At 64.5% G+C, this 22,144-nt stretch carries 16 protein-coding genes; 12 read left to right on the top strand and 4 right to left on the bottom strand.

The genetic code is table 11. From position 1 onward, the window contains the following. Positions 1–58 precede the first annotated feature (58 nt). On the bottom strand, positions 59–1,168 hold the full coding sequence (locus ACW7G2_RS10315) for an S-(hydroxymethyl)glutathione dehydrogenase/class III alcohol dehydrogenase (RefSeq protein ID WP_456975421.1): 1,110 nt from the start codon (positions 1,166–1,168) through the stop codon (positions 59–61). 58 nt (positions 1,169–1,226) lie between these two features. After that, positions 1,227–1,502, bottom strand: coding sequence for a formaldehyde-responsive transcriptional repressor FrmR (gene frmR, locus ACW7G2_RS10320; RefSeq protein ID WP_343258689.1), 276 nt, complete (start codon positions 1,500–1,502; stop codon positions 1,227–1,229). Between the two features lie 94 nt (positions 1,503–1,596). On the opposite strand from frmR, the gene ACW7G2_RS10325 reads away from it, so the two are divergent. The 4 genes from ACW7G2_RS10325 (at position 1,597) to ACW7G2_RS10340 (ending at position 6,958) form a co-directional block, all read left to right on the top strand. Further along, positions 1,597–2,745 (top strand): metallophosphoesterase family protein, encoded by a 1,149-nt coding sequence (locus tag ACW7G2_RS10325; RefSeq protein ID WP_456975423.1) that lies wholly within the window; start codon positions 1,597–1,599, stop codon positions 2,743–2,745. Then, a complete protein-coding gene (locus ACW7G2_RS10330; protein ID WP_456975425.1) occupies positions 2,742–5,387 on the top strand; it encodes an AAA family ATPase in 2,646 nt (881 codons plus the stop codon). Before ACW7G2_RS10325 ends, ACW7G2_RS10330 begins: the two co-directional genes overlap by 4 nt. A 70-nt stretch (positions 5,388–5,457) precedes the next feature. Further along, complete coding sequence (locus ACW7G2_RS10335; RefSeq protein ID WP_456975427.1) at positions 5,458–6,501, top strand: NAD(P)-dependent alcohol dehydrogenase; 1,044 nt, start codon at positions 5,458–5,460, stop codon at positions 6,499–6,501. A 16-nt stretch (positions 6,502–6,517) separates the two neighbouring features. Continuing rightward, entirely contained in the window at positions 6,518–6,958 is a 441-nt protein-coding gene (locus ACW7G2_RS10340) for a hypothetical protein (RefSeq protein WP_456975429.1), read from the top strand. A 6-nt stretch (positions 6,959–6,964) separates the two neighbouring features. On the opposite strand, the gene ACW7G2_RS10345 is transcribed toward ACW7G2_RS10340, so the two are convergent. Beyond that, on the bottom strand, positions 6,965–8,329 hold the full coding sequence (locus ACW7G2_RS10345; RefSeq protein WP_456975431.1) for an MATE family efflux transporter: 1,365 nt from the start codon (positions 8,327–8,329) through the stop codon (positions 6,965–6,967). A gap of 137 nt (positions 8,330–8,466) precedes the next feature. Between ACW7G2_RS10345 and ACW7G2_RS10350 the strand changes: the two genes are divergently transcribed. The 8 genes from ACW7G2_RS10350 to ACW7G2_RS10385 all read left to right on the top strand — a co-directional run bounded on the left by ACW7G2_RS10350 (position 8,467) and on the right by ACW7G2_RS10385 (position 21,203). Then, complete coding sequence (locus ACW7G2_RS10350) at positions 8,467–11,784, top strand: helicase-related protein (protein ID WP_456975433.1); 3,318 nt, start codon at positions 8,467–8,469, stop codon at positions 11,782–11,784. A 4-nt stretch (positions 11,785–11,788) separates the two neighbouring features. Continuing rightward, positions 11,789–12,466 (top strand): DUF4391 domain-containing protein, encoded by a 678-nt coding sequence (locus tag ACW7G2_RS10355; RefSeq protein WP_456975435.1) that lies wholly within the window; start codon positions 11,789–11,791, stop codon positions 12,464–12,466. 97 nt (positions 12,467–12,563) lie between these two features. Then, positions 12,564–12,896, top strand: coding sequence for a hypothetical protein (locus tag ACW7G2_RS10360; RefSeq protein ID WP_456975437.1), 333 nt, complete (start codon positions 12,564–12,566; stop codon positions 12,894–12,896). Between the two features lie 33 nt (positions 12,897–12,929). Then, entirely contained in the window at positions 12,930–14,825 is a 1,896-nt protein-coding gene (locus ACW7G2_RS10365) for a site-specific DNA-methyltransferase (protein ID WP_456975439.1), read from the top strand. A gap of 17 nt (positions 14,826–14,842) precedes the next feature. Then, positions 14,843–15,958 carry a Fic family protein gene (locus ACW7G2_RS10370; protein ID WP_456975441.1) on the top strand — a complete coding sequence of 372 codons (1,116 nt, stop codon included), beginning with the start codon at positions 14,843–14,845 and terminating at the stop codon, positions 15,956–15,958. Between the two features lie 177 nt (positions 15,959–16,135). Further along, the gene (locus ACW7G2_RS10375) at positions 16,136–19,246 is read left to right on the top strand and encodes a type III restriction-modification system endonuclease (protein ID WP_456975443.1); all 3,111 of its coding nucleotides are present in this window, start codon (positions 16,136–16,138) and stop codon (positions 19,244–19,246) included. A gap of 36 nt (positions 19,247–19,282) precedes the next feature. Beyond that, on the top strand, positions 19,283–19,954 hold the full coding sequence (locus tag ACW7G2_RS10380; RefSeq protein WP_456975445.1) for a hypothetical protein: 672 nt from the start codon (positions 19,283–19,285) through the stop codon (positions 19,952–19,954). Between the two features lie 34 nt (positions 19,955–19,988). Next, a complete protein-coding gene (locus ACW7G2_RS10385; protein WP_456975447.1) occupies positions 19,989–21,203 on the top strand; it encodes a serine hydrolase domain-containing protein in 1,215 nt (404 codons plus the stop codon). A gap of 31 nt (positions 21,204–21,234) precedes the next feature. Here ACW7G2_RS10385 and ACW7G2_RS10390 read toward each other — a convergent pair whose 3' ends face one another. After that, entirely contained in the window at positions 21,235–22,122 is an 888-nt protein-coding gene (locus ACW7G2_RS10390; protein WP_456975449.1) for a universal stress protein, read from the bottom strand. Between the last annotated feature and the right edge of the window lie 22 nt (positions 22,123–22,144).

Below are 22,144 nucleotides of genomic sequence, written 5' to 3' on the forward strand. Positions count from 1 at the left end.
ACGCGGCTTCGCGCGTATGAGGCGCTCCTACAAGGGGTTCAAGTTACGGCTGCGCTACTCAGTAACGGATGACGGTGCGGATGGACTCGCCCTTTTCCATCAGCTCGAAAGCCTCGTTGATGCGCTCCAGCGGCAGGGTGTGGGTGACGAACGGTTCGAGCTTGATATTGCCCTTCATCGCTTCCTCCACCATGCCCGGCAGCTCGGTGCGGCCCTTCACGCCGCCGAACGCGGTGCCCAGCCACTTGCGACCGGTGACCAGCTGGAACGGACGGGTGCTGATTTCCTGCCCCGCGCCGGCCACGCCGATGATCACGCTCTGGCCCCAACCGCGGTGCGCGCACTCGAGCGCGGCACGCATCACTTCCACGTTGCCGATGCACTCGAAGCTGTGGTCCACGCCCCAGCCGGTCATCTCCACCACCACTTCCTGGACCGGCTTGTCGTGGTCCTTCGGATTCACGCAGTCGGTGGCGCCCATCTCGCGCGCCAGCTCGAACTTGCCCGGGTTGGTGTCGATGGCGATGATGCGCCCGGCCTTGGCCTGCACCGCGCCCTGGATCACCGCCAGGCCAATCGCCCCCAGTCCGAACACGGCCACGGTGTCGCCTTCCTGCACCTTGGCGGTGTTGTGCACCGCGCCGATGCCGGTGGTCACGCCGCAGCCGAGCAGGCAGGTGTGCTCCGGATTGGCCTCCGGATTCACCTTGGCCAGCGACACCTCGGCCACCACGGTGTGCTCGGCGAAGGTCGAGCAGCCCATGTAGTGGTACACCGGCTGGCCGTTGTAGGAAAAGCGGGTGGTGCCGTCGGGCATCACGCCCTTGCCCTGGGTGGCGCGCACCGATACGCACAGGTTGGTCTTGCCACTCTTGCAGAACAGGCACTCGCCGCACTCGGCGGTGTACAGCGGGATCACATGATCGCCGGGCTTGACGCTGGTCACGCCCTCGCCCACTTCCACCACGATGCCCGCGCCCTCGTGGCCTAGCACCGCCGGGAACACGCCCTCCGGGTCATCGCCCGACAGGGTAAAGGCGTCGGTGTGGCACAGCGCGGTGTGGGTGATCTTCACCAGCACCTCGCCCTTCTTCGGGCCCTCGAGGTCCAGCTCGACGATCTGCAGCGGCTTTCCGGCTTCGAATGCAACGGCGGCACGGGTCTTCATGGCGATACTCCTGCAATGAACGGTAGGGGGAAGCGGCGCAGGGCGCCGCGACGATGGGTTACTTGAGGTAGGAACGGATCAGGCCGGTCATCTCGGTGACCCGTGCCTGGCGGTCGGCCGGATCGCTGGCGGGCTGGCCGAACTGCTCGCGCAGGTGCGATTCCAGCACCTCGCTCATCAGCCCATTGACCGCGCCGCGGATGGCCGCGATCTGCTGCAGCACCGGGCCGCAGTCGGCACCTGCCTCCAGCGCGCGCTCCAGCCCGTCGCACTGGCCGCGGATACGCCTGATGCGGGCCAGGACCTTCTTTTTCTCTTCGGGTGAGTGCGGCATGGTGGCTGACCGGAACTATAGTGGGGGATAGTATATCGCACGACGATCCAGCGGCGGACGGGCACGCCGTTCCCCGCTTGGCCATACTGGATGCATGACCCCTGGCCCCACCGTGAAATTCCTCCATACCGCCGACTGGCAGCTCGGCAAGACCTTCGGTTTCGAAGCCAATGACGACGGCCTCGATCCGGCTGCGGCCCTTGCCCAGGCGCGGTTCGATACCGTGGCCGGGATCGCCCGGCTGGCCGTGGAGCACGGCGTTGCCGCGGTGCTGGTGGCCGGCGACGTGTTCGAGAAACCCGGGCTCTCGGATGACTCGCTGCGCCGCGCTTTCCACGCCATGGCCGGCTTCACCGGGCCCTGGGTACTGCTGCCGGGCAACCACGACGCCGCACTGGCCGAGAGCGTATGGACCCGCGCCCGGCGCCTGGGCATCGTGCCCGACAACGTGGTGCTGGCGCTTGAGCCCGGGGTTGTCGAACTGGCAGGTGCCGGCCTGGCCGTGCTCGCCGCGCCGCTGACCCAGCGCCATGTGCACGACGACCTGACCGCGGCATTCGACGGCTGGGACACCGCCCCCGGCCTGCTGCGCATCGGCCTGGCACATGGCAGCGTGGCCGGCATCCTGCCGGAGCAGGCGGACTCGGCCAACCCGATCGCGCCCGATCGGGCCACGCGGGCCCGGCTCGACTATCTCGCCCTGGGCGACTGGCACGGCACGAAGCAGATCGATGCCCGCACCTGGTACAGCGGCACGCCCGAGCCCGACCGGTTCAAGGACAACGATCCCGGCAACGTGCTGCTGGTGGAAATCGAGGCGCCCGGCGCGGCGCCCGACGTCACCGTGCTGCGCGTGGGCCGCTTCCACTGGCAGGAGCGCAGCCTGCGCGTGGACGGCGCGGCTGACGTCGAGCGGCTGGCGGAGGAATTGCGGAGCCTGGACGACTGCGACGTGGCACGCCTGGCCATCGAGGGCATGGCCGACTTCGCCACCGCCGAACAGCTGCGCCTGGCCATCGATGACGCCCGGGCCCGGGCCCACGTGCTGGAAGCCGACCTTGCCGGCCTGCGCCTGGATCCCACCGATGCCGACCTGGCCGCGATGCACGTCGATGGCGCGCTGGCGGACGTGGTGGCTGAGTTGCGCGCCCTGCAGGAGGATCCCGCGCAGGCCGACGTGGCGCGCGAGGCGCTGCGCCAGCTGTTCGACGTGCTGCGGCGCACGGAAGGAGCGGCGGCATGAAGCTGCAGCGCCTGCGCGTCGAGCAGTTCCGCAAGTTCACCGCGCCGGTTGAAATTACCGGCCTGGAGGACGGTCTGAACGTCTTCCACGGTCCCAACGAGGCGGGCAAGAGCACCCTCGCCCACGCCCTGCGCACGCTGTTCTTCGAGAAGCACAAGACCCGCGGCGACTTCGCCGCCACCATCCTGCCGGCCGGTTCGGACGGCGCCGCGCCCAGTCTGGAGGCCGATTTCCACCTGGGCTCCGAGCAGTGCAGCGTGCACAAGACCTTCGTGCACAAGCCGCGCGCGCGACTGGTCATTGCCGACCGCAGCTGGGACGGTGACGACGCCGATGAAGAGCTGGCCCGACGCCTGGGCTTTGAGCTGACCGGCAAGGGTGCCAGCCGCGCCGAAACCCGCGGCATCCCGGGCCTGCTGTGGATCGAGCAGGGCGACAGCCACAGCCTGGCCACGCCGCTGCAGCATGCCCGCAGCACGCTGCAGGAGCGGCTGCAGGACATCATCGGCGACATCGCCAGCAGCGCCGGCGGGCGCGTGGCGGCTGCGGTGGAGAAGGAGCTGCGCACCCTGCTGACCCGCACCGGTAAGCCCACCGGCGTACTGGCCGTTGCCATCAACCGTCTTGAAGCGGCCCGCGAAGAGCAGGCGCAGCTGCAGGAGCGGGCCGACGGATATGCCGCGCTGATCGACCAGCTGGCCCGGGACACCGACCAGTTCAACCAGCTGGAAAGCCGCAAGCCCTGGGAGGAGATCCAGACCCGGAAGAAAGCCGCGGAAGAACAGCTCGCCCGCCTGCAGCCGCAGGCACGGGAGCTGGAAGAAAAAGCGCGTGCGCTGCAGGAAATCCGCCAGCGGATCGAGGACACTGCCGCACAGCGTCAGACCCGCTCCGACCGGCTGGAGGAGCTGCGCCGGCAGCGTGCCGAACTGGAGCAGGCCGGAGCAGCCATCGAAGGACTGGCCGCGCAGCAGGCTCAGGCCCAGTCACGTCACGACGCGACGCGGGCCGCTCGCAAGCATGCTGCCGCCGCGCTGCGCATCGCCGAACGGCAAGCCGACCGTGCCCGCCTTGCCGCTGACGCGCAGCGCTTTGCCGCACAGGTGGAACAGGCCACGGGGGCGCTGGCGCAGGCCGCCGCCGAAGCCGAAGCCATCGCCGCGCTGCGCACAAGCGCCGCAGCAATCGCCATCGACGACGCCGTGCTCGAAAAACTGCGCAAGGTCGAGGCCACGCTGCATGAGAACCGCATTCGCCGCGAAGCCATCGCCACCCGTATCAGCTGGCGCCTGCGCCCGGGACATGTCGTGCAGGCCACCGGCCAGGACGACCTGGAAGGCGAAGGGCAGCTGCTCGTCGGCGGCCCGCTGACCCTGGGGATCGACGGCGTCGGCGAGATCGACATCGTCCCCGGCGGCCAGGACGTACAGCGCCTGGCCCAGGAGGCGGAAAATCTGGAGGCCGAACGTCAGCGCCTGCTCGGCCAGGTCGGGGTCGCCAGCCTGGCAGAGGCGGACGAGCGCCGCGCACGCCACGCCCGCATCCTCGACGACATCCGCGAGCGCGAACGCAGCCGCGACGTAGCCCTCGGCGGCCAGGAAGAAGACCACTGGCGCACCACCCTGGCCGAGGCGAAGGGACAGGCCGACGAGACCGCCCGCCGACTGGCCACGCTGGCCGATACCGTCGCGGACGCCGGAGCGGTGTCGCTGGAAGACGCCCGGCGCCAGCTTGAGGACGCCGAGCAGGAAACGCAGGCCGCGGACAGCCAGCTCCAGGCGTGCGGGCAGGCGGTCACCGCTGCCCAGCTGCAGCTGGGGCGTCTGCAGGCCGGCGTCGAGGCCGCCAGCCGTACCCTGGAAAGCCCCGAGGCCAGGGAGCTCGACGCACGCCAGCTCGCCCGGCTGGAGAGCGACAGCGCCCAGGCGTCCCGGCTGGGCACAGAAATCGAACAGCTGGAAGCCGCCCTCAAGGAACAGAACCCGGAACTGCTGCAGGCCGACATCGATCGCTTCGAACGCTCGCTCACCGGCCTGGAGCACGAGCGCAGCACGCTGCGCGACACCATCACCCGCACCCGCTCCCGGGTGGAAACGCTGGGCGTGGACGGCATCGACGAAAAGCTCGCCGCGGCCACTATCACCGCTGAACGGCTGCAGCGCCGCCATGCGCAGTACCAGCTGCGTGCCGATGCGCTGCAGCTGCTGCACGAACGCATCGAAGCCAGCCAGCGCGCGGTGGCCGAACGACTCTATGCCCCGCTCAGGGAGCGGCTGGGCCACTACCTGGCCATCCTGTTCCCGGGCGTGGCGGCCGATGTGGAGGTCGAGCAGCTGTCGCCGGTCGGCCTGGTGCGCGCCGGCAGCGCGCTGGCGCTGGACGAGCACAGCCACGGCACCCGCGAGCAGCTCGGCGTGCTGGCGCGCTTCGCTTATGCCGACCTGCTGCGACAGGCCGGCCAGCCGACCCTGCTGGTGCTCGACGACGCGCTGGTGCACAGCGACGCCGATCGCCTCGGGCGGATGAAGCGTATCGTGGACGATGCGGCCAGCCGCCATCAGATCCTGCTGTTCACCTGCCACCCGGACGCCTGGCGCGATGCCGGCGCCAACCGGTTCATCGACGTTGGCGCCCTCGGCTGAGCGCGCTGTCCCAGACCACCTGCAAGCAGCCGGATCCCGTCCGGCCCCACCCCACAACGGAGTTCCTGCCATGACCATCAAAGCCTACGGTGCCCACGCCGGCGATCAGCCGCTGGTCCCCATCGACATCGCCCGCCGCGCCACCGGCGCGGAAGACGTGCGTATCGATATCGCCTACTGCGGCGTCTGCCACTCCGACCTGCACCAGGTGCGCGCGGAATGGGCCGGCACCCTGTTTCCCTGCGTGCCCGGCCACGAGATCGTCGGCCGGGTGGCCGAGGTCGGCACCGCGGTCACCGGGTTCAAGCCGGGCGACCTGGTGGGCGTGGGCTGCATCGTCGACAGCTGCCGCCAGTGCGATGAGTGCGGCGATGGTCTGGAGAACTACTGCGACAGCATGGTTGGCACCTACAACGGCCGCACTCCCGATGCGCCGGGCCACACCCTGGGCGGCTATGCGCAGGCGATCGTGGTCGACCAGCGCTATGTACTGCGCATCAGCCATCCCGAAGCCGACCTGGCAGCGGTCGCACCGCTGCTGTGCGCCGGCATCACCACCTGGTCGCCGCTGCGCCACTGGAAGGTCGGGCCGGGCAAGAAGGTTGGCGTGGTTGGCATCGGCGGGCTCGGCCACATGGGCATCAAGCTCGCGCACGCGCTGGGCGCACACGTGGTGGCCTTCACCACTTCGGAAGGCAAGCGCGAAGAAGCGCGCAAGCTGGGCGCCGACGAGGCCGTGGTCTCGCGCAGCGAGGAAGAAATGGCCGCGCACCGCAACAGCCTCGATTTCATCCTCAACACCGTCGCCGCGCCGCATGACCTGGACGCCTACATCAGCCTGCTCAGGCGCGACGGCACCATGACCCTGGTCGGCGCGCCGGCCACCCCGCACCCGTCACCGCAGGTGTTCAACCTGATCGCGAAGCGCCGCAGCCTGGCCGGCTCGCTGATCGGCGGCATCCCGGAAACCCAGGAGATGCTGGATTTCTGCGCCAAGCACGGCATCGTTGCCGATATCGAGATGATCCGCGCCGAACAGATCAACGAGGCCTACGAGCGCATGCTCAAGGGCGACGTGCGCTACCGCTTCGTGATCGACAACGCCAGCCTGTAAAGAGGGAAGAAGCGTCGTGATCTACGCCCTGATCGCCGTGGCCGCGCTGATGTTCGGCCTCTACAACGTGTTCATCAAGCTCTCCGCCGATCACATCCAGGCGGTGCTGGGTGCGGTGGTGCTGCAGTTCGTAGCCGCGTTCATGGGACTGGCGTGGCTGCTGTACCTGCAGGCGACGCAGGCGGACAGCCTGCACTTCAACAGTCGCGGACTCGCGCTGGCAGCCTGTGCGGGCGTGGCCATCGGGCTGGTGGAGATCCTCACTTTCTTCGTCTACGGCCGCGGCCTGCCGGTGGCGGTGGGCAACCCGCTGATCATCGGCGGCTCGCTGCTGGTGACCACCATCGCGGGGATCCTGTTTCTGCGCGAATCCCTCAGCCCGGTGCAGCTGGCGGCGATCGGCCTGATCGGGCTGGGCATCGCCGCCTTCGCCTGGGAAGCCACCCGCCAGGCCTGACCAGGCTCAGCTTTGTGCTGGCGCCTCCGTGCCCGCGTCCGTGCCAGTGAACAGCCGCTTGCGCCGCCACCCACCCCAGCGGTAATAGGCGGCCGAGAACAGGCTGCTGAGCAGGAAGCTCAGGCCGATGCCCAGCGCAATGCCGTTCTCGCCGTAGCGGTCGGCAAGCGCATATGCCAACGGCACGCGCAGGATCCACAGCGAGATGATGTTGAGCACCAGCACCTGGAACATGGCGCCCGAGCCACGCACCACCCCATTGAAAATGAAGTTCAGCCCGATGAAGGGATAGAACAGGGCGATCGTGCGCAGGTAGGACACGCCGAACGCCACGCTGGCCTCATCGCGGATGAACAGCCTGACCAGCGGCTCGGCCGCCATCATCAGCACCGCGGCGATCGCGCCCATGATCACCAGGTTGCAGGCGACGCCGACGCGCGTGACCTGCCCGACCCGCTCCCAACGATTGGCGCCGATGTTCTGCGCGGCCATCGCGTTGACCGCCATGCCCAGGGCGACGCCCGGCAGCAGCACAATGCTGTCCAGCCGCTGGGCGGCGCCGAAACCGGCCACCACGCCTTCGCCAAACGAGTTCACCAGCGACAGCAACACCGTCAGCCCGGCGTAGATGACGATCATCTGGATGCCGGAAGGAATGCCCAGCTCCAGCACTGCCCGCACGTGCTCCAGCCTTGGCATCCGCGGTCGCGGCGCATACCTGCCCGGCCAGCGCGCCAGGTGGAACAGGCTGTAGACGAAGGCTGCGGCCTGCGCCAGCACCATCGCCCACGCCGCGCCGGCCACGCCCATGTCGAGCCCGATGATGGCCAGCGGCACCATCGCCGCGGCGAGCACCGTCGCCACCAGCACGAAGTACAGCGGCGTGCGGCTGTCGCCGAAACCGCGCAGCATGCTGCCGACGAAGTTGTAGCCCACCAGCGCCAGGGTTCCGGCAAGGTTCACCCGCAGGTACACCCGAGCCTGGTCCATCACCGCATCGGGCGTGTTGAGCAGGGCCAGCAGCGGCTCGGCATATACAAAGCCGGCGGCGCCAACCAGCACCGACAGCGTTCCCAGGATGATCACGAACGCGCCCAGCGAGGCATCGATGCCCTGCTGGTCATTGGCGCCGCGCAGCTGGGCGAAGATGGTCAGGGTGGCGTTGTTCAGGCCCAGCACGAAGGCCAGCACCACCTGCAGCACGGTCATCGCGATGGTCACTGCGGCAAACGCATCCATGCCCAGCAGGTTGCCCACCCACAGCCCGTTGACCAGCTGCATTGATACCTGCAGCAGGTTGGCCGCCAGGATCGGCAGCGAGAACAGCATGAGTTTGCGCGGGATCGAACCGCGGGTGAAATCGTGACTCAAGGCAGCCGACGGCGCGGCGGCACGCACGTTCGGTAACGCGGCCGCCATGCTCAGTTAGTGAGGGTGACACCTTTATTTGGGGCCTTTCTTTCAGACTCTCAAGGTGGCCAGTTTCAACCCCGTCGTTTACAGGCTGTATGCTGGCTGCTGCCGAGGCAGGGGGCAACGGCTTGGAGCTGATCGACAACATCACCAATCGGCTGGGCGATGACCTGAAGCGGTCAATCAAGCCTGGTGGACGGCTGAAAATCGCTGCTTCCACATTCTCCATCTACGCATTCGAGGCGCTGCGAGAAGAACTCGAACAGATAGAGAGCTTGGAGTTCATCTTCACCTCGCCCACCTTTGTCCTTGAGCAGGCCACCGACAAGATGGCCAAGCAGCGCAAGGAGTTCCATATCCCGAAAGGTGAGCGGGAGCGCAGTTTCTTCGGGACCGAGTTCGAGATCCAACTCAAGAACAAGCTCACCCAACGGGCGGTTGCCCGCGAATGCGCCGACTGGATGCGCCGCAAAGCCACCTTCCGATCCAACCGCGGCGCGGCGCCCATGCAGCAGTTCGCCTGCCTGCGTACGGCGGAAGAGCGCGCCGTCTACCAGCCACTGCACGGGTTCACGGCGGTAGACCTCGGCTACCAGCCCGGCAACGCGGTTTCCAATTTCGTCACCCGCTTCAGCCAGGCGCCTCATACCGAACAATTCCTTGAGCTGTTTGAGCGGATCTGGCAGGACGAGGAACGCCTGGAAGACGTCAGTGAGCGCCTGCACGATCACATTGCGACGGTTTACCGGGAAAACTCACCCGAACGCATCTACTTTTTCCTGCTCTACAACATCTTCAACGAGTTCCTCGAGGACCTCAGCGAGGACGTGCTGCCGAACGACCGGACGGGATATCAGGACACGCTGGTCTGGAACAAGCTGTTCAACTTCCAGCGCGATGCGGCGACAGGAATCATCAACAAGCTGGAAACCTACAACGGCTGCATCCTTGCCGACAGCGTCGGCCTGGGGAAGACCTTCACCGCGTTGGCCGTCATCAAGTACTACGAGCTGCGTAACAAATCCGTACTGGTGCTGTGCCCGAAAAAACTGGCCGATAACTGGATTACCTTCAATCGCAACCTGAAGACCAACCTGTTCGTCGCGGACAGGTTCAATTACGACGTGCTTTGCCACACCGATCTGCAGCGTGACCGCGGCGAATCGCTCGGCATTCCTTTGGACCGGATCAACTGGGGCAACTACGACCTGGTGGTCATCGACGAATCCCACAACTTCCGCAACAACGACGCCTACAAGGATCGGGAAACCCGCTACCAGAAGCTCATGAATCGGGTCATCCGGCAGGGCGTGAAAACCAAGGTGCTGATGCTTTCCGCGACCCCGGTCAACAACCGCTTCAGCGATTTGCGCAACCAGTTGGCCCTGGCCTATGAAGGAAAAGAAGAAAACCTGCTCAGCCGCCTGGATTCCACGCGCAGCGTGCAGGAAATCTTCAACAGCGCGCAGCGCGCCTTCAACGCCTGGTCGAAGCTGCCGGTGGAAGCCAGGACGCCCGACGCCATCCTGGCGATGCTCGACTTCGATTTCTTCGACCTGCTCGACAGCGTCACCATCGCCCGCTCGCGCCGGCATATCGAAACCTTCTACGACACCAGCGACATCGGGCATTTCCCGGAACGCCGCAAGCCGATTTCCATCCACTCGCCGCTGACCCGGCGCGAGGACGTGATCGGCTTCAACGCCATCTTCCAGCAGCTCTCGAGCCTCAAGCTCGCGGTCTATGCTCCGGTCAGCTACCTGCTGCCCAGCCGGGTGAAGAAATACGAGGCCCTGTACGACACCGAAGTGTCCGGCGGCGGCGGCACCTTCAAGCAGGCCGATCGCGAGAAGAGCCTTCAGCGGCTGATGACGGTCAACCTGCTCAAGCGCCTGGAAAGCTCAGTCGAAGCTTTCCGCCTCACCCTGGCCAAACTGCAGGCGAGTCATACCGACACGCTCTCACGGATCGAAAGCTTCCAGCAGGGTGGGCGGGACCCCGGCGCCATCGACCTTGCCAGCGCGTTCGAGGACACCGAGCCGGACGCCGACGAGCTCCCCGACCCCGAAACCAGCATCGGCGGCAAGATCCGCATTGATCTGGCCGATATGGACCTGCCGCGCTGGCAGCACGAACTGGCGCAGGACCTCGCAATCATCAGCGGCCTACTGGACGAGATGGAAAAGGTCTCACCCGCCGATGACGCCAAGCTGCAGCGCCTGCTGGCGCAGATCGAATCCAAGCTCGACGCGCCCTACAACGAAGGCAACCGCAAGGTGCTGATCTTCACCGCCTTTGCCGATACCGCGCACTACCTGTACCGGCAGCTAAGTCCGCTTCTGCTGCAACGGCATCACCTGCATACCGGCTGCGTGACCGGCTCCGACGCACCGCGCACCACGCTCGGCAAAGGCCATGACTTCCAGACCTTGCTGACCCTGTTCTCGCCCCGATCCAAGCAGAAGGACCAGGTGCTGCCGGAGGAACCCGGCGAGATCGATGTGTTGATCGGCACCGATTGCATATCCGAGGGCCAGAACCTGCAGGACTGCGACTGCGTCATCAACTACGACATCCACTGGAATCCGGTCCGCATCATCCAGCGCTTCGGGCGCATCGACCGGATCGGGTCACCCAACGACAGCATCCAGCTGGTCAATTTCTGGCCTGACATCACCCTGGACGAGTACATCAACCTCAAGGAGCGGGTGGAAAACCGCATGGTGATTGCCGACGTGGTCGCCACCGCCGATGACAACGTGCTCCGCCACGGCGCCAACGACAACGATGTGGCCTACCGCAAGGAACAGCTGCGCCGGTTGCAGGAGGAAGTGATCGAACTGGAAGACGTGCGCACCGGCGTGGCGATCACCGACCTGGGGCTGAACGATTTCCGGATGGACCTGCTCAACTATCTGCGCAGCAACGATGGCCTGGGCCGGCTGCCGACCGGCCTGCACGCGGTGGTGCCCGCCGATCCGGCACGCGGCCTGCAGCCCGGGGCGATCTTTGCGCTGCGCAACCGCAACCACGGGGTCAATATCGCCCAGCTCAACCGGCTGCATCCGTATTACCTGGTCTATGTGAGCGAAGCCGGCCAGGTGGTGGCCGACCATACCCAGGTCAAGCGCATCCTGGACTTGGCGCGGGCCGCCTGCAGGGAGCGCAGCGAGCCCATCACGTCAGCCTGCCGGCTGTTCAACCGCGCCACCGACGACGGGCGCAACATGGAGGCGTACTCCCGGCTACTTGATTACGCTATCGGCGCCATCATCGACCGCAAGGCCGACCAGGACCTGGACACCCTGTTCGGCAGCCCCACCACCACTGCCCTGACCGACACCATCGCCGGGCTGGACGACTTCGAGCTGGTCTGCTTCCTCGTGGTGCAGGCGATGCCAAAGGGCGCGTGAGATCGTGAACGCGGCGATCTTCGACTGGCCGCCCGCCACCCGGGTGGAGAGACTGATCAGCAAGACCGAAATGCTGGCGCGCGCCGGCAAGCCCCGAGGCCTGCGCGAGCGCATTGGCCGGGAGCTGGCCGGGATCACCTGGGCCTGCAAGCTGGCCACCGCCACCCTCAACCTGCCGCCCGGTGGACTGCCGGAGATCCAGGTGTTCCGATTGCGGCTGAAATCCGGCGTGGACACCGCCAGCGAGCCGCTGCTACGCGCCATCGACCAGGCAATCCCGTCGCCGCTGGTGTTTGAACTTGAGGGCGAGGCCGCCCTCTGCACCGTGGCTGCGCCCAAGCGCCCGAGCGCCGCTGCCGCCGGCAGGCAGGTGCTCGGTAACTACCTTGCCGGAGAATGGGCCGGCTCAGGCACTCCGCGCCAACCCCTGCCGGTGGCGCTGGATATTGCCGGGCTCCACCAAGCCCTGCTGCGGGAGTTGGTGCCATTGGCACCGCGCCGCGGGGAGAGCTTCGATCAGCTCTTGGCTCGCTTGGAAGCGGTTCGCTCCGCGGAACGAAACTGCACCCGCTTGGAGCGGCAGTTGAAAAGCGAGAGACAATTCAACTTAAGGATTGAAATCAATCAGAAGTTGCGAATAGCCCGCACTCTACTTGGAGAACTCACGTTGGGGCATGATTGACACCTCGACGAAGATTTCAGCTTCAACGCCCTGCCAGTGGCTCAGCGTTTGAGATAGCTTGAACTCAAGCACGACAAACCAACCAAGGATGACTACTATGAACATTGGTTTTTTCAGCGCAGCAACCGACGTTCTGCTAGAGGCAGAGGTCAAGCCAGAGAGCAAGGCTCAATTTGAGGCCGAATACCACGCTCTCACGGGGCAGATGCCGACTGAAGGAGCCCATTTCCAACCGCAACCCAATAAATGGGGCGCGGAGCTTCGCGTCTATTTCAACTGTGAAGTTGACCTCTCGGACGAATTTGCCGATCTCGGTATAAGTGTGGAAGAGGGCGCACGCCCATATCGATCACGGTGGCGATATCGCATCAATAACAATGAATTTTTCTGGGCCTTGGTGACGGCGGGCTACCGGCTAGGCCCAAACTAGGTACATAGATTTCAACTTGCGGATCATTAAAAAATGACATTTCCAAAGATGCGGATGCGCACTTCCAGCGCGTCCACAGAATTGATAGCAGCCATCGCCGCCTATCTGCCAGAAGCGATCAACGAAATAAGGGCTCCGAGCGGCGAGATCAGGCGAGAAGTGGATTACGCAGTGCTCTGCGCCGCGCTCGGAAGTGTTTCATCCGACAGGCAAGAGCGGTACCGGCTGGACTGGCCGGGCAAACAAGCCGCCTTACTTGAATCGAACTCGGTGATCTCAAAAACTTTTCGCCCGTCATTGTCGGAAAGCAAAGACTTCTCGACATCGCGAAATTTGCTCATAGAGGGCGACAATCTTGAGGCCATGAAACTTCTCCGAGAAGGCTACCTCGGAAAAGTTGACATCATCTACATTGATCCACCGTACAACACTGGAAGCGATCTAATTTACAAGGATTCGTTTAGGTCCAAGGCTAAAGAATATTTGGAAGAAACGGAACAAATGTCGGCGGAGAAGGGGCGCTTGAATTCAAATCTGCAAAGCAACGGCCGCTTCCATTCTGACTGGCTGTCCATGATGTACTCCCGTTTACGGCTAGCCAGACAACTTTTGGCCGACTCCGGCGTTATCTTCATATCAATCGACGACAATGAACGGGCCAATCTTGAGAAACTTTGTGAAGAAGTTTTTGGCGCCTCAAACTTCTTAGGCTGCTTCGTATGGAAACGACGAAGCGGCGCAATGGACGCCGTAAGCAATTTGAGCGCAGACCACGAATATATTCTGGTCTACTCCAAGCGCGACGGAGTTCTGAAAGGAGTTGAACGCACGTTCGAAAAATACTCCAACCCAGACAATGACCCTCGGGGCCCATGGATCGCTGACAATCTAAGTGCCGGCAAGCCGGGCGGTGACACCTACTACACTATCACTGACCCTAAAACAGGAAGAGAGTTTTTGCCACCGCGAGGGCGATATTGGCCCTACAGCCGCCAAACTATGGCTACTAAAATTAGCGAAGGCCGCGTGCTGTTTCCAGGTTCTACAGATGGCACTCCAATGTTGAAACGATTTTCTTCTGAAGCAGTAAAACCCGTGATTCCGGTTTCATCGTGGATCGAGCGACCAGGAGCGGGCGGCGGACAAAGCACCATTCGGTCGCCGATGAATAGCGCGGCGACTAAGGCGTTGAAGACCCTGTTTGGTGACAAAGTATTTTCTTTTCCGAAGCCCGTTGAGCTTATCCAAGCCCTTATCAATCAAGGCGGTGAAAAGGATGTCTTGGTGATGGATTTTTTTGCCGGCTCGGGAACTACTGGCCACGCCGTAATGGCTTGTAACGCAGCCGACGGTGGAAATCGAAGGTTTGTTCTGGTGCAGGCTCCCGAGGAGATTGACGGAAGCACCGAGTCGACAACCAAGCCCTACGCCACGATCTCCGACTTAGCTAAGGAGAGAATTCGGCGCGCGGGTCAACAATTGCTGCAGAGTGGATCAGCATCAGGGTGGAGTCAGGACGTTGGCTTCCGCGTCCTCAAGATCGACTCATCCAACATGGCCGATGTTTACTACCGCCCCGATGAATTGAAGCAGGACGACCTGCTCACCCAGGTCGACAACATCCGGCCCAGCCGCACTGCCGAAGATCTGCTGTTCCAGGTACTGCTGGACTGGGGCGTGGACCTTTCGTTGCCGATCGCGCGCGAGGACATCGACGGCCGCGAGGTCTTCTTCGTCGACGACAACGCCCTGGCCGCCTGCTTCGCTGCCGACGGCAGCGTGGACGAAGCGCTGGTCAAGCAGATCGCCCAGCGCCAGCCCCTGCGCGTGGTGTTCCGCGATTCCGGCTTCGCCAGCGACAACGCCCGCATCAACGTGGAGCAGATCTTCAAGGCGCTGTCGCCATCCACCGAAGTCCGGACGCTGTAACCGACAAGGAGTGTCGCATGACGCCATATACCCCCGACCCTCTGCCGTTGACCGGGCTGGATTTCCGTCGTCTGCTGCCGCTGGTGGGGCAGGCCAATGCCGCGCTGGCGCGTTACGACGGCCTGCTTCAAGGCATTCCCAATCCGGCGGTGATGCTTTCGCCGCTTACCACCCAGGAAGCCGTGCTGTCTTCCAGGATCGAGGGCACGCAGGCCACGGTGGATGAAGTGCTTGAGCAGGAAGCCGGCCTGCTGAAGGAAGGCGAGAAGTACAAGGACATCCTGGAGATTTCCAACTACCGCCGCGCCCTGGCCGCAGGACGGGATCATCTGGGGGAATACCCCCTGCGGCTGAGCCTGGTGCGGGAACTGCACCACATCCTAATGGACAGCGTGCGCGGCGAAGACAAATCGCCCGGTGAGTTCAGGCGCGATCAGAACTGGATCGGGCCGCGGGGCTGTCCAATCGAGCGCGCGACCTTCGTTCCGCCAAGTCCCTTGCAGCTCAATGACCATTTACAGGCCTGGGCAGCCTATCTGGAAGGGGACGATGCCGACGTGCTGTTGCAAACGGCGGTCGTCCACGCCCAGTTCGAACTGCTGCATCCGTTCAAGGATGGCAACGGCCGCATTGGCCGGATCCTGATTCCGCTGTTCCTGTTCCAGAAGCGGGCACTGTCGCAGCCAATGTTCTATCTGTCCGAATATCTGGAAAATCACCGCGACGAGTACTACGCCAGACTCAAGGCGATCTCGGCCGAGGGCGACTGGGACGGCTGGATCGCGTTTTTTCTTCAGGCCCTGCTCACGCAGGCCGGGCAGAACAGCCAGCGGGTCAGCGCAATCCGCTCGCTGTATGAGGAGATGAAGCAGACCATCCATGAGGTCACCCGATCGCAATACACAGTGCACCTGCTGGACGCCTTGTTCAGCAAACCGATCTTTCGAACGTCCGACCTGGCAGCGCAGCTTTTCCGGGAATTCGGTATCCATGAAAAAACCACCCCCGGCCTGTTACGCCAGTTGCGCGATGCCGGAATCCTGTTGGAGCTTCAACCGGGCAGGGGGCGACGTCCGGCCACCCTGTGTTTTCCGCGTCTGGTCAACCTGGCGGAAGGGCGCCAAGTGCTTTGATGTTGCGGAGTCGCCGGGCGCGACAAGCCTTGCTGTGGAGCGCATAAGTACAATTACGCTCCACAAAGAGCCTAGCGCAGACCACGCGCTCCACAAGCCAGTTATTGCATACAAATCAATGAGTTGCAGGTATTTGCGGGCTCCCCGCGAAGACTTCTCAAAGAGAATCCACTCAGAATGAAGCTCAAGTTCAAAGTCCAGCCCTACCAGACCGCCGCCGTGGAGGCGGTGGCCGACTGCTTTCGGGGCCAGCCCGTGGCCGACCCGGCCGCGATGAGCTACCGCATCGACCCGGGCCGCGCCGCGGCCGGGCAGACCGAGCGGCTGCTGGAGCAGGCCGGCTTCCGCAACGCCGAACTGCAGGTCAGCCCGGCGCAGCTGCTGGGCAACATCCAGGAGGTGCAGCGGCGGCAGAATCTGCCGATCTCGCAGGCGTTGGTCAGCAGTCCACCTTGCGACATCAACCTGGATGTCGAGATGGAGACCGGTACCGGCAAGACCTATGTCTTTATCAAGACCATGTTCGAGCTGCACGAGCGCTACGGATGGAGCAAGTTCATCGTGGTGGTGCCGTCGATCGCGATCCGCGAGGGCGTGGCCAAGACGCTGGCGATCACCGCCGAGCACTTCCTGCAGGCGTACGGCAAGAAGGTGCGCAGCTTCGTCTACAACTCAAGGAGCCTGCACGAACTGGAGAGCTTCTCCTCGGACGCCGGCATCAACGTGATGGTCATCAACGTGCAGGCCTTCAACGCCACCGGCAAGGACAACCGCCGGATCTACGAGGAACTGGACGGCTTCCAGTCGCGCAGGCCGATCGATGTGATCGCCGCCAACCGGCCTATCCTGATCCTCGATGAGCCCCAGAAGATGGAGGGGAAGAAGACGCTGGATTCCCTGAAAGCGTTCAAGGCGATGGCGATCCTGCGCTATTCAGCCACCCACAAGACGCCGCACAACAAGATCCACCGGCTGGACGCGCTGGACGCCTACAACCAGAAGCTGGTCAAGCGCATCGCGGTGCGCGGCATCACCGTCAAGGGCCAGACTGGCACCCACGGCTACCTGTATCTGCAGGATATCCGCGTGTTTCCCAGCAAGGCGCCGGAAGCGCGGGTGGAGATCGAGGTCCGGCGCAAGGCCGGGGTCAAGCGCGAGCTGCGCACCCTGCGCAAGGGCGACAATTTGTTTGGTCTGTCCGGCGAACTGGACCAGTACCGCGACGGCTACGTGGTCAGCGACGTCGATGCGCGTGACAACACCTTGCACTTCAGCAATGGGGTGGTGCTCAATGCCGGCGAGGCCGTGGGCGATGTACATGAGAGCGTGCTGCGTCGAATCCAGATACGCGAGGCGATCAACGCCCACTTCGAGCGCGAGCAGATGCTGTTCCACCAGGGCATCAAGGTGCTCAGCCTGTTCTTCATCGACGAGGTGGCCAAGTACCGCGACTACTCACGTGAAGATGAGCGCGGCGAGTACGCGGAGATTTTCGAAGAGGAGTACCGCCAGGCACTCAATCAGGTGCTTGATCTGGGCCTGGAGGCGACCAGCCGCGAGTACCACGAGTATCTGAAGGAGATCGACCCGGCACGCACGCACAACGGCTACTTCGCCCAGGACCGCAAAACCAAACGGCTGGTGGATCCCAAGGTACGAATGCGGGGCGAGGAAGCGGGCCAGTCCGATGACGTGGACGCCTACGATCTGATCCTGAAGGACAAGGAGCGCCTGCTCTCGTTGCAGGAGCCAGTCCGGTTCATCTTCTCCCACTCGGCGCTACGTGAAGGCTGGGACAACCCGAACATCTTTGTCATCTGCACGCTCAAGCACAGCGACAGCACGGTGTCGCGCCGGCAAGAAGTGGGCCGGGGGCTGCGGCTGGCGGTAAACCAGCACGGCGACCGCATGGATCACCCGGCAACTGTGCACCAGATCAACGAGCTCACCGTGGTCGCCAACGAGAGCTACAAGGATTTCGTTGCCGGGCTGCAAAAGGACATCAGCGAAACCCTGGCCGAGCGGCCGCGGGTGGCGGATGACAAATACTTCAGCGGCAAGGTTCTGGCCACGGACGACGGCCAGATCACGGTGACACCCGTGATGGCGCGACAGATTTACCGGTACCTGCTCAAGCATGACTACATCGATGACCATGCGGCCATCACCGGGGAGTATCACGCGGCGCGGGAAGCCGATACGCGCGCAGCGCTCCCGGATGACCTGAAGCCCTACGAAGAGCAGATTTTCCTGCTGGTGGACAGCGTGTTCACCGAGGACCAGCTGCCCACGCCTGAGGATGGCCGCAAGGGCCAGATCAACAGGCTCAACGATAATTTCCACAAGCGGGAGTTCCAGGAACTGTGGAGCCGCATCAACCGGAAAGCGGCCTATACGGTGCATTTCGATAGCGACGAGCTGGTCAAGAAATGCATCGGGACCCTGGATAAGGAGCTGCATGTCCAGCCGCTCCAGTACACGGTGGTAAAGGGCGAGCAGCTTGAAAGCGTGGATGCGGATGCACTGAAACAGGGTGAAGGATTCCGCACCGCCGAAAGCCGCGTCGACAAGCACCGGGCTTCAGTGCATTCCGCGGTCCGCTACGACCTTGTGGGCAAGCTCGCCGAGGCAACGGTGCTCACGCGCGCCACTGTGGCCCGGATCCTGTCCGGCATCAGCAAAGCGGTGTTTGCGCAGTTCCGCACGAACCCGGAAGGGTTCCTGTCGGTGGCAACCCGACTGATCCGCGAACAGAAGGCGGCAGCGGTAGTTGAACACCTCTCCTACGATCTGCTTGCGGATCGCTGGGAGACCGACATCTTCACCATGGCCCAAAGCCGGGTGGACTTCAGCCGCGCTGTCGGCCGTTCGGACGGCAGCGGCAAATTGTTGCCATTGGCCAGGCACGTCTACGACTACGTGGAGATCGATGGCGACTCTTCAATAGAACGCCAGTTCGCCAAAGACCTGGATACCAGTGCCGAAGTCGTCGTATACGCCAAGCTGCCGCGCGGCTTCGCCATTCCGACGCCTGTCGGTGACTACAACCCCGACTGGGCGATTGCCCTGCACGAAGATGACACCAGGCACATTTACTTTGTGGCGGAAACCAAGGGGTCGATGTCTACCATGGAGCTGCGGGAGATCGAGAAGGCAAAGGTAAGGTGCGCCGAGAAGTTCTTCAGGGATCTGGACCGGACCATTGCCCCCAAGAACGTGAGATACGCAATGGTGGACAGTTTTGAGCAACTTCGCTCAATCCTTGCGGGAGTAGCCCAGTCCGCATAGAGGCCCGCAACGCGGGCCCTGATGCGGCCACACCCCATGTACGACCTGCTCCTGCCCAAGTTCGTCCACACGCTGGAACTTGGCCCGCACGACGACTGGCATTCCGGCCTGCCGCTGGAGCGTCTGCCGGACGGGCCGGTCCAGGCCCGCTGCGAAGTGGCGTCGCCGCTGCTGCTGCTACGCGCGCTGACGCCGCTGTTCCATCGCGATGTCATCGCCTTCCTACGCAAACGCGGCGCGGACAACCTGCAGGCGGTGCCGGTGGCGCTGCACACGCCCGCCGGGGTACTGCTCGAGTGGCAGGCGGTGAACGTGGTCGGCAGGATCCCGCTGGCCGGCTTCGTCCTCACGCTGCCGCCGGTCGAGACCATCCCTGAGCCACGCAGGAGCGCGGCGCGCGCGGCGATGGAGGAGGCCGCGCCATTGCTCCGCATTGTCCGCCAAACGCCGCCCCTGCCGCGCCCCACCGCGCCGGTCACGCGCCTGGCCGAAGGCAGCCATCCGCTGCTGATCCGCAGCGACGTGATGGCGGAACTGGATGCGCGTTTCAACCTGCCGGTGAACGGCAGGGTCGTGCACCAGGTGCGCTTCGACGACCTGCGCTTCAGCGACTTCTGCACCGGCACCGGCTTCGCCGCGCTGCTGGCGCAGTCCTGTCACGGACTGTCGGTCGACCGCGCCGCACCTGCCCCGGAAGGCGGCAGTTAAACTCATCGCCCCATCCGCAACCGGCCTCGCCACTATGCGCCACATACGTCAGACCTGCTTCGCCAACACACTGCTGTGTCTTGTCCTGCTGGCCCTGGCCGGCTGCGGCAGGCCTGCCCTGGTCGCACCTGCTACAGCCCCGTCCGCCGCCCCGACCATTGGCGAGCAGCGCGAGGCCACGCTGTTCTGGAGCCAGGCCGAGCGTGAAGCCGGATTCCGGCAGATGCAGTCGCAGTTTCCCAGCGATATCGCAGCGCCCGGCACCCGGATCCACCCGCTTCCCGATGGCACCCCGCTGGCTCTGGCAGGCGGCGAAGCCTGGCTCGATGACTACATGTCCAGCCACCACATCGCCGGCCTGATGGTGCTGCACAAGGGCGAGGTGCGCCTGCAGCGCCATGGCCTGGATTTCGGCCCCGACGACCGCTGGGAGTCGTTCTCGGTCGCCAAGTCGATCACCTCCACCCTGCTCGGCATTGCCTTGCAGCAGGGTTACCTGCACAGCCTGGACGACCGGCTGACCGCCTACATTCCCGAGCTGGCCGGCAGCGCCTACGAAGACGTCACCGTGGCCCAGCTGCTCACCATGACCTCGGGCGTACGCTGGAACGAGGACTATGCCGATCCGCAGTCCGACGTGGCCCGGATGTACCTCGGCGCCTGCGTCGCCGGCCAGTCGCATGCCCTCTCCTACCTGCGCCAGCTGCCACGCGAACACGCACCCGGCACGCACTGGAACTACAACACCGCCGAAACCGACCTGATCGGCCTGGTGGTCGAACGCGCCACCGGCCGGCCGCTCGCCCACTACCTGTCCGACACCATCTGGAAGCCTTACGGCATGGCCGCGGAGGCGTACTGGATCCGCGACGAATGCGACAGCAGCAACACCGGCGGCAGCGGGCTTTCCGCGACCCTGGACGACTACGCCCGGCTGGGCCAGTTCATGCTCGAAGGCGGCCGCATCAACGGCCAGCAGGTGATCGCCGAAGCCTGGATGCAGGGCGCGGTGCGCGGCCAGGACAGCGAAGGCGCGCCGGAGCGCGGCTACGGCTATCAGTGGTGGACGGATACCGACGGCAGCTATTTCGCGGTCGGGATCTTCGGGCAGATGGTCTATATCGACCCGGCGCGTGAACTGGTCATCGCCCAGGCCGCCGCCTGGCCGCAGGCCACCTCCAGCGAACTGGTGGCAGCCCGCCGGGCGATGATCGAAGCAGTGAAGCAGGCGGTCGACGCGGAGCGCTGAACCACGGGGTCTTGGCCCACCGGCGCCCGGCTCAGCGCAGCAGCAGCACCGGAATCCGGCAGGTACGCAGCAGCGTGGTGGTGGTGCTGCCCACCAGCAACTGGCGGATGCGCGAGTGACCGTAGGCGCCCATCACCAGCAGGTCGATCCCGTCCTGCTCCACAGTCGCCGTGATGACCTCGTCCGGATCGCCCGGCAGGATCCGCCCGGTCGCCTGCAGGCCGGCCTGCGCCAGCCGCTCCAGTGCCCAGGCCTGGGCGCTGCGGTTGGCGTCGCTGTCCGCGCCCACCGTCACCACGTCGATCATCAGCCCCGCGCACAGCGGGCTGCCCGCCACCATCTCCACGCCCTTGCGCGCGGTGGGGCTGTTGTCGAACGCGATCAGCACCCGTCCGATCTCCGCAAAGCTGCGCGAGGCCACCAGCAGCGGACGATGGACCGCGCGCACCACCCGCTCCAGCTGGCTGCCCAGGTGGCCCTTGGCGAAATCGGCATGCTCGCCGCGCTTGCCGATCACGAACAGGCGCACGCGGTCTTCCAGCCCGGTCAGCGTATCCACCAGCGAACCGTTGCGCAGGGTGGTGATCGCCTCAAGCCCGTGTCCTTCGCGGGCCAGCGCATCCAGCTGGCGCATCAGCAGGCGCCCGCCCTGCTGGGCCAGGCGGCTGCGCGTCTCGTCCATCTCGGCCAGCTCTTCCAGCAGCTTGCTCTTCACCCCGAGGTCGAGGCTGCCGCTGTGATCGAGCTTGGGCGCCGTTTCCGGATGCCGGTCCAGTACGTGCAGGTACTCCAGCGGCGCCGACAGGCGCTTGGCCGCCCAGGCAGCGTAGTGGCCGACGCTTTCGGTGTAGATGGAACTGTCCACCGCCGCCAGCACGTGGCCATCGGCTTGTTGCACTGTCTGTGTGGAATCGCTCATGTGTGCTCCTTCATGCCTGCTC

Source organism: Luteimonas sp. A277 (genome assembly GCF_054052045.1).